The organism is Brevundimonas sp. UBA7534, from assembly GCF_002479325.1.
Taxonomy (GTDB): Bacteria; Pseudomonadota; Alphaproteobacteria; order Caulobacterales; family Caulobacteraceae; genus Brevundimonas.
Genome location: NZ_DLMO01000030.1, coordinates 1 through 13280 on the forward strand (window position 1 = coordinate 1; position 13280 = coordinate 13280).

15 protein-coding genes and 1 pseudogene are annotated in these 13280 nt (G+C 68.5%); 6 read left to right on the forward strand and 10 right to left on the reverse strand.

What is annotated here, in order from left to right; translation table 11 throughout:
- Positions 1 to 255: anti-sigma factor domain-containing protein (locus tag B2U11_RS02120; protein WP_292069514.1), on the forward strand; the 255-nt coding region annotated here is incomplete at its 5' end.
- Positions 256 to 346: 91 nt separating this feature from the next.
- Here the strand turns inward: B2U11_RS02120 and purL are convergent.
- The 4 genes from purL to B2U11_RS02140 are packed head-to-tail and all read right to left on the reverse strand — an operon-like array spanning position 347 to position 4807.
- Positions 347 to 2653 (reverse strand): phosphoribosylformylglycinamidine synthase subunit PurL, encoded by a 2307-nt coding sequence (gene purL / locus B2U11_RS02125; RefSeq protein WP_242934301.1) that lies wholly within the window; start codon positions 2651 to 2653, stop codon positions 347 to 349.
- Positions 2650 to 3042, reverse strand: a complete 393-nt coding sequence (locus B2U11_RS02130) for a phosphoribosylformylglycinamidine synthase subunit PurQ (RefSeq protein ID WP_292069521.1) — start codon at positions 3040 to 3042, stop codon at positions 2650 to 2652. The genes purL and B2U11_RS02130 overlap by 4 nt, the downstream gene beginning before the upstream one ends.
- A gap of 9 nt (positions 3043 to 3051) precedes the next feature.
- Positions 3052 to 4212, reverse strand: a complete 1161-nt coding sequence (gene hemW / locus B2U11_RS02135; protein WP_292069524.1) for a radical SAM family heme chaperone HemW — start codon at positions 4210 to 4212, stop codon at positions 3052 to 3054.
- Positions 4205 to 4807, reverse strand: a complete 603-nt coding sequence (locus tag B2U11_RS02140) for a non-canonical purine NTP pyrophosphatase (RefSeq protein WP_292069528.1) — start codon at positions 4805 to 4807, stop codon at positions 4205 to 4207. Before B2U11_RS02140 ends, hemW begins: the two co-directional genes overlap by 8 nt.
- 468 nt (positions 4808 to 5275) lie before the next feature.
- Between B2U11_RS02140 and B2U11_RS02145 the strand changes: the two genes are divergently transcribed.
- The 3 genes from B2U11_RS02145 to B2U11_RS02155 are packed head-to-tail and all read left to right on the forward strand — an operon-like array spanning position 5276 to position 6734.
- Positions 5276 to 5878, forward strand: a complete 603-nt coding sequence (locus tag B2U11_RS02145; protein ID WP_292069530.1) for a DUF2975 domain-containing protein — start codon at positions 5276 to 5278, stop codon at positions 5876 to 5878.
- Between the two features lie 23 nt (positions 5879 to 5901).
- A complete protein-coding gene (locus B2U11_RS02150) occupies positions 5902 to 6138 on the forward strand; it encodes a helix-turn-helix domain-containing protein (RefSeq protein WP_292069534.1) in 237 nt (78 codons plus the stop codon).
- Positions 6135 to 6734: a Smr/MutS family protein gene (locus tag B2U11_RS02155; protein WP_292069537.1), complete on the forward strand. Its 600-nt coding sequence runs from the start codon at positions 6135 to 6137 to the stop codon at positions 6732 to 6734. The genes B2U11_RS02150 and B2U11_RS02155 overlap by 4 nt, the downstream gene beginning before the upstream one ends.
- Before the next feature lie 77 nt (positions 6735 to 6811).
- On the opposite strand, the gene B2U11_RS02160 is transcribed toward B2U11_RS02155, so the two are convergent.
- The 3 genes from B2U11_RS02160 to B2U11_RS02170 form a co-directional block, all read right to left on the reverse strand.
- Complete coding sequence (locus B2U11_RS02160) at positions 6812 to 7966, reverse strand: hypothetical protein (protein ID WP_292069540.1); 1155 nt, start codon at positions 7964 to 7966, stop codon at positions 6812 to 6814.
- An 86-nt stretch (positions 7967 to 8052) separates the two neighbouring features.
- A complete protein-coding gene (locus tag B2U11_RS02165) occupies positions 8053 to 8646 on the reverse strand; it encodes a TonB-dependent receptor domain-containing protein (protein WP_292069542.1) in 594 nt (197 codons plus the stop codon).
- The gene (locus B2U11_RS02170; protein WP_292069545.1) at positions 8616 to 10202 is read right to left on the reverse strand and encodes a TonB-dependent receptor domain-containing protein; all 1587 of its coding nucleotides are present in this window, start codon (positions 10200 to 10202) and stop codon (positions 8616 to 8618) included. Before B2U11_RS02170 ends, B2U11_RS02165 begins: the two co-directional genes overlap by 31 nt.
- Before the next feature lie 136 nt (positions 10203 to 10338).
- Between B2U11_RS02170 and B2U11_RS02175 the strand changes: the two genes are divergently transcribed.
- Both B2U11_RS02175 and B2U11_RS02180 read left to right on the forward strand, forming a co-directional pair.
- On the forward strand, positions 10339 to 10542 hold the full coding sequence (locus B2U11_RS02175) for a twin transmembrane helix small protein (protein ID WP_292069546.1): 204 nt from the start codon (positions 10339 to 10341) through the stop codon (positions 10540 to 10542).
- On the forward strand, positions 10542 to 11114 hold the full coding sequence (locus B2U11_RS02180) for a cob(I)yrinic acid a,c-diamide adenosyltransferase (RefSeq protein ID WP_292069550.1): 573 nt from the start codon (positions 10542 to 10544) through the stop codon (positions 11112 to 11114). Before B2U11_RS02175 ends, B2U11_RS02180 begins: the two co-directional genes overlap by 1 nt.
- A gap of 22 nt (positions 11115 to 11136) precedes the next feature.
- Here B2U11_RS02180 and B2U11_RS02185 read toward each other — a convergent pair whose 3' ends face one another.
- From B2U11_RS02185 to B2U11_RS02195, 3 genes and pseudogenes are all read right to left on the reverse strand, one after another.
- Positions 11137 to 12192: a 1,9-bis(guanidino)-5-aza-nonane synthase gene (locus B2U11_RS02185; protein ID WP_292069552.1), complete on the reverse strand. Its 1056-nt coding sequence runs from the start codon at positions 12190 to 12192 to the stop codon at positions 11137 to 11139.
- A gap of 42 nt (positions 12193 to 12234) precedes the next feature.
- Positions 12235 to 12609 (reverse strand): four helix bundle protein, encoded by a 375-nt coding sequence (locus B2U11_RS02190; protein ID WP_292069555.1) that lies wholly within the window; start codon positions 12607 to 12609, stop codon positions 12235 to 12237.
- A gap of 30 nt (positions 12610 to 12639) precedes the next feature.
- Positions 12640 to 13280, reverse strand: a pseudogene (locus B2U11_RS02195) (type III PLP-dependent enzyme); the annotation flags it as partial.

Genomic DNA, 13280 nt, shown 5'->3' on the forward strand with positions numbered 1-13280 from the left:
ATGCACCTGGCCGTGCATGTGCCCCAGGTGCCCGCCCCCGAGGACGGCTACCTGGAGGTCTGGATCCGCGACGATGCCGCCAGCCGCATGATCTCGCTGGGCACGGTGACCCGCCAGGACACGACGCTGACCGTCCCGGAGGGCGTCGACCTGGCGTCCTACCCCGTGCTGGACGTCTCGCATGAGCACTTCGACGGCGACCCGTCCCACTCGACGCTCTCCCTGTGGGTCGGCGAGATGCACCGGACCACCTGACGAGCCCTGAGATACGACGAGCCCTGCGCAGTGGGGCCTATCGGTACTGGATAGGCACCACTGCGCAGGGCTCGTCGCTTCTGTCCCAGGCTCAGCCGAAGTGCTTCGGCAGGGTGGCCTCCCAGGCCTCGCGCAACTCCGCGATCGGCAGGGTGAAGGCGTCCTGGACCTCGAGGGCCGCGGAGTCGGCGTCCACCACGCCGATGCGCACGGCCGCGTAGCCGCGGGCCGTGGTCATGTCCGTGAACCGGACCTCCTCGGTGCGGGGCACGGCCACGACGGCGCGCGCCTGCGTCTCGGAGAACAGTGCGGTGAACAGGTCCACGCCGTCGCGGCGCAGCACCTCGTCCAGCACCACGCGGGCGCCCACGCCGAAGCGCAGCACCATCTCGGACAGGGTGGCCGCGAGGCCGCCGCCGGAGACGTCGTGGGCGGCGTCGATCATGCCGTCCCGGGACATGTTGACCAGCAGCTCGCCGAGCAGGCGCTCCTTCTTCAGGTCGACCTTCGGGGGCAGGCCGCCGAGGTGGCCGCGCAGGCGCGCGAACTCGGAGCCGTCCAGCTCGTCCGCGGTCTCGCCGAGCAGGTAGATCGCCTGGCCGTCCGCGTCCGGGGCGAAGCCGGACGGGGTGCGGCGCAGGACGTCGTCGAGCTGGCCGAGCACCGCCACCGTGGGGGTGGGGTGGATCGGGGTGCTGCCCGTCTGGTTGTACAGGGACACGTTGCCGCCGGTCACCGGGATGCCGAGGGTCTGGCAGCCGTCCGCCAGGCCGCGCACGGCCTCCGCGAACTGCCACATCACGTCCGGGTCCTCGGGGGAGCCGAAGTTCAGGCAGTCGGAGACGGCCAGGGGCACGGCCCCGGCGGTGGTGACGTTGCGGTACGCCTCCGCCAGGGAGGCCTGCGCGCCCGTGTACGGGTCCAGGTAGGTGAACCGGTCGTTGCAGTCCGTGGCCAGGGCCACGCCCATGCCGGTCTCCTCGTCCACGCGCACCACGCCCGCGTCGTCCGGGGCCGCCAGGGCGGTGTTGCCGCGGACGTAGCGGTCGTACTGGCGGGTGATCCAGGAGGTGTCCGCCAGGTTCGGGGAGCTCATCAGCTCCACGACGGCGGCGCGCAGCTCCTCGCCCGTGGCGGGCAGGTGCTGACCGGCCTCGGAGGAGCGGAACGTGTCCGCCTGGAGCTCGTCCTGCCACGCCGGCCGCGCGTACGGGCGCTCGTAGACCGGGCCGTCGTGGGCCACGGTGCGCGGGTCCACGTCGACGATGACCTCGCCGTCCCAGGTGATGATCAGGCGGCCGTCACCGGTGACCTCGCCCAGCCACGAGTACTCGACGTCCCACTTGGCCATGACGGCCTCGAACGCGGCGACGTTCTCCGGCGTCACCACGGCCATCATGCGCTCCTGCGACTCGGACATGAGGATCTCGCCCGGGGTCAGCGTGGAGTCGCGCAGCAGCACGTCCGTCAGCTCCACGCGCATGCCGCCCTCGCCGTTGGAGGCGAGCTCGGAGGTGGCGCAGGAGATGCCGGCGGCGCCGAGGTCCTGGATGCCCTCGACGAGGGAGTCGCGGAACAGCTCGAGGCAGCACTCGATGAGCACCTTCTCGGAGAAGGGGTCACCGACCTGCACCGAGGGGCGCTTGGCGGGCTTGCCGTCGCCGTCGAAGGACTCGGAGGCCAGCACGGACGCGCCGCCGATGCCGTCACCGCCGGTGCGGGCGCCGAACAGGACCACCTTGTTGCCCACGCCGGAGGCGTTGGCCAGGCGCAGGTCCTCGTGCTTGAGCACGCCCACGGCGAGGGCGTTGACGAGCGGGTTGCCCTGGTAGATCGGGTCGAAGCGGGTCTCGCCGCCGATGTTCGGCAGGCCCAGGGAGTTGCCGTAGCCGCCGATGCCGGCCACCACGCCGTGGAACACGCGGGCGGTGTCCGGGTGGTCGATCGCGCCGAAGCGCAGCGGGTCCATCACGGCCACCGGGCGGGCGCCCATGGAGATGATGTCGCGCACGATGCCGCCGATGCCCGTGGCCGCGCCCTGATAGGGCTCCACGTAGGAGGGCGAGTTGTGGGACTCGACCTTGAACGTCACGGCCCAGCCGTCACCGAGGTCGGTCACGCCGGCGTTCTCGCCGATGCCCACCATCATGTGCTGCTTCATCTCGTCGGTGAGCTTCTCGCCGAACTGGCGCAGGTGCACCTTCGAGGACTTGTACGAGCAGTGCTCGGACCACATGACCGAGTACATGGCCAGCTCGGCCGCGGTGGGGCGGCGGCCGAGGATCTTCTTGATCTCGGCGTACTCGTTCTCCTTCAGGCCCAGCTCGGCCCAGGGCTGCTCGACGTCCGGCGTCGCCTGGGCGTCCGCGACCGTCTCGATGTTGAACTGCTGGCTCATGCATGGCCTCCACGGCTGGCGAGGGTGGTCAGGACGGAGGTGAAGAAGCCGAGGCCGTCCACGCCGGAGCGGGGGCCGGCGGCGGTGTCCGGGCCGAAGCCCGTCTCCACGGCGTGCTCCGGGTGCGGCATCAGGCCGACGACGTTGCCGGCCGGGTTCGCGATGCCCGCGATGTCCCGGCGCGAGCCGTTCGGGTTCCAGCCCTGATAGCGGAACACCACGCGGCCCTCGGCCTCGAGGGCGTCGAGGGTCGTCTCGTCCGCCACGTACTGGCCGTCCTGGTTCTTCAGGGGCACGGTGATGGTCTGGCCCTGCTCGAAGTCGCGGCGTCCTTGGCGTCGTCGAACCGGACGGTCATGCTTTTCGTGTATACAAAAAGACCTCGCCACGCAACGAAATTAGGTCAGAAGGACCTTCAGCACGCCGTCGAGGACGGGGCGGCCCTGGGCGGTGGCGACAAGGCGGCCGGCGGTCAGGGCGAGGAAGCCGTCCGAGACCAGGGACGCGACCGGCCCCCCGGTCGTCGACAGACCCAGCGCCACCAGGGTTTTCACGGGGACGCCCTCCACGGTCCTGAGGCCCAGCAGCAGCCGTTCCTCTGCGGCGTCCTGGAACGACAGGCGTTCGCGCTCCGACCAGGGCGAGCCGGCGGCGACACCGGACACATAGTCGCCGATGCGGCGATGGGCGACGGTCGCGGTGCGCGCGCCGTCCAGCGCCAGCCGCCCGTGTGCGCCCGGTCCCAGCCCCAGATAGTCGCCGCCGCGCCAGACATGCAGATTGTGGGCCGAGCGCGCCCCGGGCCCGCGCGCATGGTTGGAGACCTCATAGGCGTCCAGCCCGGCCGCCTGCAGCACCGACTGGGTGGCCTCATAGAGGGCGGCGGCCCGGTCCTCGTCGGGCGGCGTCAGCGTCCCGCGCCGGACGGCCCGGCCGAAGGCGGTCTCGGCCTCTATGGTCAGTTGATAGGGCGAGACGTGCTCGAACCCCAGGTCCAGGGCGGACAAAAGCTCCGCCTGCCAGGCTTCGACGGTCTGACCGGGGCGGGCGTAGATCAGGTCGATCGACAGGCGCGGGAACAGCCGCACGGCCAGGTCGACCGCCCGCAGGGCCTCGGCCGCCGAATGGTTGCGTCCCAGAAACGCCAGGGCGGAATCGTCCAGGGCCTGGACCCCCATCGACAGCCGGTTGACGCCAGCCTGGGCCAGGGCGACGAAACGGCCGGCCTCGGCGTCGGTCGGATTGGCCTCCAGCGTGATCTCGATGTCGCCACGCGGCGGGAACAGCGCCTGGGCGCGCTGAATGACCGCCGCGACGGCCGCCGGGTTCATCAGAGACGGCGTGCCGCCCCCGAAGAAGATCGAGGCCAGCCGTCGCGGGCCCGCCAGCGCCGCCTGCGCCTCCAGGTCGGCCAGGATGGCCTCGGCCAGAGCCGCCTGCTCCTCGCCCCGCCCCCGGTCGCGCACCACGTTGAAGTCGCAATACGGGCAGATGCGCGAACAGTAGGGCCAATGGACATAGAGGCCGACGTCCGTTCCCGGGTCGAGGCGATCAGTCAATCAGCGCGGCCTTCAGCTTCATGAAGGCGCGCGTGCGGTGGCTGTCGGCCTCCTTCACGGCGGGGTCCAGTTCGCCATAGGTCAGGGTCTGGCCCTCGGGGACGAAGATGGGATCGTAGCCGAAACCCCGGTCGCCGCGGGGCGGGAAGGTCAGTTCCCCGTGGACCACGCCCTCGACCACCACGCAGGGGCCGTCGGGCCAGGCGACGGCCAGCGCCGAGGTGAACCAGGCGCGACGGTCGGTCGAGCCGATCTCGTCCAACCGGTCCTCCACCTTCTTCATGGCCAGGGCGAAGTCCTTAGACGGCCCGGCCCAGCGGGCGGAGAAGATGCCCGGCGCGCCGTCCAGGGCGGCGACCGAGACCCCGGAATCGTCCGCCAGCGACACCTCGCCCGACAGCTGGGCCGCATGGCGCGCCTTCAGCATGGCGTTGCCGACGAAGGTGCTCTCGGTCTCGTCCGGTTCGGGAAGGTTCAGTTCTCCGGCCGTGACGATCCGGTAATTTCCGTCCAGCAGCGCCTCGATCTCGCGCGCCTTGCCGGGGTTATGGGTGGCGGCGACAAGCCGCATCCCCTTGATAAGCTTGAGAGTCATCGACGATCACGCCCCTGAAACAGTCCATTGCCAAAGTTTAATATCGTTAAACGATATGTAACGTGATTTCCCGTTGGGCACGGCCTATGTTGTGAACATCAGGAACGGGGCCGCAACGTTCCGGACTTTCCGACAAGTCGGAAACATCGTGCGGAAAACAAAATCAACGGGGCGAAAATCGTCCCCTCAGGATCAACGGAGAAACACGATGCATACGATGAACACCTCGATGTGGCTGGACAAGGTCGGCGCCGCTTTCGTCAACACGGTCATGATCGCCGCCCTGCCGACCGCGCTGGTCGCCATCCTGATCCAGGCCTTCTGATCCGTCCTGAGCCGTCCCTCAGTTTCGATCAAGAGAGCTTTGACGATCTCGATGAAGACCGCGATGTATAGAGCCGTGCGCGGGTTCGCCGGACCCCGCACGGCCACGCGGCCCCATCCTCCGGCCTGAAAGGCCGACCTTCCATGCGCCTGCCGAGGTTGCGATCGACGACGACGCCGGACGGAGCCCCCGGCTCCCGCTTCCTGGCTTCCGTGCGCGGCCTGGGTCCCGGCTCCGTCTCCAGCGTCCTGAAGGTCGCCCTGGACGTGGCCTATGTGCTCTTGGCCCTGATCACCGGCGTGCTGCTGCTGTTGCTGATCGCGGCCATCTTCATTCCGCTGGATAACCTCAACGTCACCGTCAGCGGGGATTCCGGTGGCCGACAGCTGCCGTTGACGCGAATGCTTCTGCTGTTCGGCCTGGGCGCGGTGACGGCCTACTTCGGCGGCTTCATGCTGATCCTGCGCAGTCTGCGCCGCATCTTCCGCACCCTGACCATCGGCGACCCCTTCCATCCCCACAATGTGCGCCGCCTGCGCCAGATCGGCCTGACGCTGGCGGTCGTGACGGGCGGCGTGTGGGTGGCCCAAGGCTTCGTCGCCGCGCGCCTGGCGCCGGGCGTCATGGAGCCGCAGGGGATCGGCGAGCTTCTGACCCCCGTGTTTTCCGTCCTGATCGTCTTCGTCCTGGCCGAGGTGTTCCGCGAAGGCGCGCGCCTGAGGCGCGAATCCGAACTGACGATCTGAGCCGTTTCCCCTAAGGTTTCTCCATGGCCATCCGCGTCCAGCTCGATCGCGTCCTCGTCGAACGCCGCATGTCGCTGACCGAGCTCGCCGACCGCGTCGGGGTGACGGTGGCCAATCTGTCGATCCTGAAGACCGGCAAGGCGCGCGCGGTGCGCTTTTCGACCCTGGACGCCCTGTGCCGCGAACTGGAATGTCAGCCGGGCGACCTGCTGGCGCATGAGCCCGGCCCGGCCGAAGTCTTCGCCGACGACGCCGAATGAAGCGGCCGCCGACCGACCCGCGCGACGAGAACGGCCTGACGCCCGAGGACCGGCGCATCTGGGGGCGGGTCAGCGGCACCGTGACCCCGCCGCGAAAGCGCAAGGCCGCCCGCGTCCGCGCCGACGCGGCCCATGTCGACATCATGGCTCAGGTCCTGGCCGCCCTCCAGGAGCGTCCTGCCAACCGGCCGCCGGCGAAGCGGACGCCCGCGCCGCCGACCGCCGCCGCTCCGACGGGAACGCCGCGCGCCTTCCCGCGCGCCCCTTCCGCCCCCGAGGACGTGGAGCCCAACCGCAAGCGGCGCCTGACCCGCGAACGCGATCCGATCGAGGCGCGCATCGACCTGCACGGCTTCGGCCGGTTCGAGGCCGAGGATCAGCTTCGGGCCTTCCTGGCCTCGTGCCAGCAGCGCGGGATGCGGGCCGTTCTGGTCATCACGGGCCAGGGGCGTCTGGGCGGCGGGGTGATACGCGCGGCCTTCGCCGACTGGATGCACGCGCCCGCGCTTCGAGCCGTGGTGTCCGGCTACAGCGTCGCCCATCCGCGTCACGGCGGAAACGGCGCCTTCTACGTGACCCTGCGCCGCAAGGCCTGAAGCCTGATCGGCATGCGGTTGATTCTGGAGCGAAATCTGAGCCGAGTTGGACGGCGTCCAACTCAACCGATTTCGCTCTAGGCGGCGGCCCGCCCCGCCATGTCGGCGATCTCGCCCCGGCCCAGAAGGCCGGTCTCGAAGTCCATGAAGATGTCCATCAACTCCTCGACGTTCACCGCCGGGGCGCCGGGGCCGAAGCGGAAGCGCCAATAGCTGACGATGTGCTGGACCGCGCCCAGCTGGTCGCCCAGGCGCGAGAACATCGACGGCGCGTCCAAGAGGAAGTCGCGGAAGGCGATCGGCCGCCCTTCCTGGGTCAGCTTGGCGTAGGCGTCGTCATAGACGCGCAGGGTGCGGCTGACCTCGTCGCAGGTCTTGATGATCCGCCCGCGCAGCACGTCGCGCCCGCGGGCGATGTATTCCTTGGCCTGGGAATCGACCTTGCCCACCGGGCGGATGGTGCGGACCGCCTCGGCCACCGCCGCCACGTCGGTCAGCAGCGCCGCCAGCGTCCACTTGTAATAGAGGAAACCCTTCCAGCAGAAGACGCCTTCCTCGTACTGCTCGGGCGCCAGCCGCAGCGTCAGACGCAGGGCGTCCAGCTGGTTGCCCGGCGTGTTCGACAGGATCTTGGCCGCCATCCGCGCCGCCGAATCCCGCGAGTCCGCCGAATCGTCGCCGCCCAGGCTCAACGTCACCAGCGGCTCGATCTCGCTGCGAACGAAGGCGGTCATCCGCTGCAGGTCCGCCTCGCTGATCGAGAAATAGCAGGGCGCCGGGTCCAGCCCGCCGCGCCGCAGCTGCTCGCGCAGCAGGAAGGGATCCAGCGAAGGCAGCCGGTCGATCAGGCGCAGGGTCTCGATGTCCGGATGGGTCGGCGGCACGCCGAACGCCTCCATCATCGCCCGCTCGAAACCGATCTGGTTGACGAAGACGTAGCGGCCGCCGGTCTTCAGGTCGTCGTCCTCGATCGGGATGACCACCTTGGTCGCCACCTGGCGCCGGCCCGTGAACAGGTCGAACTCGTTGCGCCGCAGCCGATGCTTGATGATCAGGGCGCGGTTCAGCGCCGGTGTCTTGAAGATCGGCCGCGCCGCCCAGTCGGGGTTGCGCACGGCGCCGTCCGAGCGGCTGTCGCCGTTCTCTTCCCAGACGCGCAGCAGGTTCAGCACGCGCGCCGTCGAGGCCGAGCCGCGGAGATGTTCGAGGTTGCGGACGGCGCGGTCGGTCATGGCCCCACCATGAACGAGAATGATGACTAAGGGCTTAGCTTGCGCCGAAAAAAGAACAGGGGTCGCCGAAGCGACCCCGGCGCCGATCAGAAGTCCAGGTTGACCGACAGCCACAGGCGGCGCGGCTCCTGATTGTTCGCATATTCGGTCGCATAGGCGACCGGCGTTCCATAGGGCAGCAGGCGCACGAAATCCTTGTTGAACAGGTTGTAGATCGTCGCATTGACCGACACCCGGTCATTGACCTGGTACGAGCCGCCCAGGTGGAACAGTTCATAGGCCTTCAGGTCGCCCAGGGCGTCGCGGGCCGCGCCGGCGCCGCGCCAGCGCTCGGACCGGTATTCGCCGCGCACCCACGCCGACAGGCTGTCGTTGACGCGCCAGCGCAGCTGGGCGTTGACCATGTGCTCGGGCGTGTCGGTCAGGGGCTGGCCGGCCTGCGATCCGGTCTTCTGTTCGCTGTCGGTGTAGGTGTAGTTGCCCAACAGGGTCCAGGCGTCGTCCAAGATCCAGCGGGCGGCGGCTTCCAGGCCCTGCGTCACCGCCTCGTCGATGTTGACGCTCTGCCCGAAGGTGGCGATTCCCGGCCAGAAGCCCACGTCGGCGCAGCCGTCCGTCGCATAGCCGCCCGCGTCGTATTCCGCCTGCGTCAGGCCGAAGGTGCAGTTGTCGATCGGCACGCCCGAGGCGATCTTGTCCTCGAATCGTTGCGGAAGACCGTCGCATTGGCGCGGAAGTTCGAGCCGTTGTCGTAATAGACGCCGAATTCCGAGGCGATGCTGGTTTCCGGCGTCAGGGTCGGGGTGCCGATCAACGGCAGCGTGCCCTGGCGGCCGAAGCCGTTGATGCCCGGCGTCAGTTGCTCCAGGCGCGGGGTCTTGTAGCCCGCGCTGACGCCGCCCTTCAGCGTCCACTGATCGTCGGCGTTCCACACCAGATAGGCGCGCGGGCTGACCTGGTCGCCGAAGTCGGAATGCTCGTCGTAACGAACGCCCAGCGTCAGGGCCAGGCGATCGGTGAAGCGCCACTCGTCCTCGGCGAACAGGGCCCATTGCTCGAAGGTGAAATTGCCCGTCGCCACGCCGTCGATCATCTCGGCGTCCATGTACTGGCCGCCGACCGTGAAGGTGTGGTTGCGCCATTGGCTGTAGAATTTTGTGTCGAACAGGCTGGTCGTGGTCTCCAGCGTGCGGGGACCGCCTTCGCCAGGGACGCCGCGCGGGATGATGCGGCCCAGGGTCTCGGTCTTGTTGAGCGACAGGGTCGATTCCAGCGCCCCGAAGCCGACGTCCCAGTTGTGGGCCAGCAGATACTGTTCGCGGTTGAACTCCAGGAAGTCGTCATAGCCGCCGGCGGCGGTGTTGGTGCCCATCTGGCCTTCGGCGTTGTCGTACCACTGGCTGGCGGCGTCGATGTCCAGCCACAGTTCGTGGCCGTGGCCCGGCGTCAGGCTGAGCCGCGCGCCGGCGGTCCAGATCTCGTAGGCGGTAGCGCTGCGGCCGAAGCCGGTGACCTCGACCTCGTTCCCGTCGATGTCGCGATAGGTCAGGTCGGAGTGCTCGCGCTCGGACCAGGAGCCCCGCAGGGCCAGCCCCAGCCGATCCTCGATCAGCGGCCCCGAGGCGTAGCCGTTGACGCCCCAGAAGTCGCCGAACGCGTCGTCGCCCTGAAGGGTGTAGTTGGCGGACAGCGAGCCGCCCCAGGCGTCGCCGACCTTGCGGGTGATGATGTTGACGACGCCGCCCATGGCGTCCGAGCCGTACAGGGTGGCCACCGGGCCGCGCACCACCTCGACCCGTTCGATGGCCGAGACCGGCGGCATGAAGCTGGTCGAGGTCTCGCCGAAGCCGTTGGGCGTCACGCTGCCGGCCGTGTTCTGGCGGCGGCCGTCGATCAGGATCAGGGTGTAATCCGAGCCCATGCCACGGATGTTGATGGTCTGGCCGCCGGTCTTGCCCACGCCGGAGCCGGTGTCGACGCCTTCAATGTTGTTCAGGATTTCGGCGATGGAGGTGGCGCGCAGTTCCTCGATCTCCTGGCGGGGCAGGACGCTGATGGAGGCGGGCGCCTGGGCGATGCGCTGTTCATAGCCCGCCGCCGTCACCACGACGTCGTCGACTTGAGTCGCCGTCGGGGCCGGGGCCTCCTCGGCGCGCGCGGTCAGACCCGTCAGGGCGGCGAAGGCGGAAACGCCGGCGAAAAGCATCGCGCGGCGCGGCGAAGAAACGAAAGACATGACAGCCCCAAATTTGCGAGCGCTTCTCAACAGCATTCGCAATGTGTGACCAAGAGGGGTGCGCCGATCCGTCGCAAGGGTCTCACCCTGGGCTGTCCCGCTGGCGCCCGGGCGGGGCTGGGATTATGACGGGGCCATGCAGCTGTTCGACATTCTCGTCCTGGTCGCCGTGGGGGCCGTCAGCGTCACCCTGGGTCTGGGGCTCTACTCCCTGTTTCGCGGCGGCGCCTATGCCCGGTCGCATTCCAACCGCCTGATGCGACTGAGGGTCGGCCTGCAGGCGGTGGCGGTCCTGGTGCTGGTCGCCGGCATGGTCTGGAAAGCGACGAGCCGCGGCTGATGGTGGTCCTGAACAAGATCTACACCCGGACCGGCGACCAGGGCGCGACGCGCCTGGCGTCGGGCGCCAGCGTGTCCAAGACCGATGCGCGGGTGGCCGCCTATGGCGCGGTGGACGAGTTGAACGCGGTGATCGGCCTGGCCCGCCTGAACAGCGGCCAGAACGACCGCATCGACGCCATGCTGGGGCGCATTCAGAACGAGCTGTTCGACCTGGGCGCCGACCTGGCCACGCCGCTGGACCCGCCGCCCGCGTGGGAAGCCCTGCGCATCGTGGAGAGCCAGGTCGAACGCCTGGAGGCCGAGATCGACTGGATGAACGAGAGCATGAAGCCGCTGGACAGCTTCATCCTGCCCGGCGGCGCGCCTCTATCGGCGCATCTTCACCTGGCGCGCACCGTCTGCCGCCGCGCCGAGCGCGAGGCCGTGGCCTTGGTCGAGACCGGCGCGCCGATCAACGCCGAGGCGGTCAAGTATCTGAACCGCCTGTCCGACCACCTGTTCGTCGCCGCCCGCCGGGCCAACGCCAACGGCGCCGGCGACGTGAAGTGGAAACCGGGCGCGACACGCTAGGCGTCGCGCCCGTCCCGTCCGATCAGGCCTTTTCGAACAGCTTCTGCCAGCGGCGCGGCGTGCGGTTCTTCCAGGCGGCGCGGTGATAGGCGTCCGAACCGATCAGCGGCACGACGGTAGTGGCCTCAGCGAAGACCATCTGCTCGTGCGTCGTCTGGACCTTGCCCCAGCTCGCCGCCTCCTTGAGCGTCGAGGAGGAACAGGCGCCGTCGCGCACGTCGGCCACCGTGATCTGGACCGCATAGCGGTGCATCTCGGCCTCCACGCCCAGGATCTCGGCGCAGACGACGGTGTCCTGGGCGAAGTTCTTGGGAACGCCGCCGCCGACCATGAACAGGCCGGTGACGCCCGCCGCGATCTTGATGTCGGTCAGTTCGCGGAAGTCGGCGATGGCGTCCAGCATCATGTAGGGCTGGCCGGCGGCGGCCCGCTCCTTCTGATGCTTGACCAGGCCGAAGCCGGCCGAAGAGTCGACGAAGGCCGGGCAGAAGATCGGCACGCCCTGCTCATAGGCGGTCTGGATCAGGCTGCCTTCCTTCTTGGCGTTGCCCTCGGACAGCCACTTGCCCATCTCCCAGATGAACTCACGGCTGGAATAGCCGCGCGGCTCCAGACGGTTGGCGATCTCCAGGATGGTGTGGTCGCAGGCCTGGAGCTCTTCCTCGTCGATGTAGGTGTCGTAGATCCGGTCGATGTAGTTGTCGCGCAGGACGTTGTCGTCCACCTCGCCGGCGGCCTGATAGTGCTTGAAGCCCAGGGCCTCGAAGAAATCCATGTCGACGATCGAGGCGCCGGTGGCGACCACGGCGTCGATCATGCCGAACTTCACCATGTCGCGGTACACGTGCATGCAGCCGCCGGCGGAGGTCGAGCCGGCCAGGATCAGCCACGGCGAGCAGTCCTGATCTTCCAGCGCCATGTTGAAGATGTCGGCGGCGCGGGCGGTGTCGCGCGACGAGAACGACATCTTGCGCATCGAGTCGATGATCGGCCGCGCGTCGAAGGACGTGATGTCGACGTGCTCGACGACGTTCTGCAGCAGCTGGGCCTTGGTGTTCGATTGAACGGGAGTGGTCATGGCGTGACTCGTGAATCGTGAGACGTGAATGAGAGAATGCGCTCAGCCTTGCTGGCGTTGCTTCAGTCGCGCCGCCAGGGTGGAGAGCATGCGCCCGATCCGTTCCATGTCGGCAAGCAGAGGTTGGAGTTGGTCGGGCGTCAGATAGTTCAGGCGGCCGGCGATGAGAAGGTGGGTTTCGACTTCCGCGAGAGATCCCCGAGCGACTCCGATGAACTGTATAAACTCGCCGGTTCCCTTCCGACCCGCGCCCTCCGCGATGTTGGCGGCGACGCTGACGGCCGCACGACGAACTTGGCCGATGAGCCCGAACCGCTCATCCGACGGCCAACCGGCGGAGCACTGATAGACCGCCTCGACCCAGTCGATCGACAGCTTCCAGACATCCAGATCGCGGTGGGTTCGCAAGTCGGTCATGATCGCCAATCACGACTCACGAGTCACCCCTCACGATTTCCGGCGCTTGCGCTGACCGGCCTTACCCTTCGGACGTGACAGACGCACGACCTTGCGGGCGGTCTCTTCCGCCGTGGTGCGCACGGTCGGGATGGAGCGCGGCGCCAGGCCGTAGAGCGAGGCCATCGGGGCGTCCTCGACCACGGCGACATCGTGTTCGCCATAGCCGTTGAAGCCCGTCGTCATGGCCACGCCATAGGCGCCCAGCATGCCGATCTCGATGTAGTCGCCTTCGCGGATGTCGGCCGGCAGCCAGAACGGGCCTGGCATGTGGTCGATGGAATCGCAGGTCGGGCCGTAGAACTGGAACGCCTTCAACTCGCCGGCGCTGTCGCCGTCCCGGACCAGCTTGGTCGGGAAGGGCCAGCGCGAGTGGGTCGCGTCGAACAGCGAGCCGTAGGACCCGTCGTTCAGGTACAGGGCGTCGCCCTTCCTGAGGTCCACGCGCGCCAGCACCGAGGAGCTTTCGGCCACCAGGGCGCGGCCGGGTTCGCACCACAGCTCGGTCGTTTCCGACACCGGCATCTCGTTAAAACCGCGATGGATAGCGTCGGCGTATTCGCTCATGTCCGGCGGGACCATGCCCGGATAGACGGACGGGAAGCCGCCGCCGACATCGACGATGTCGACGA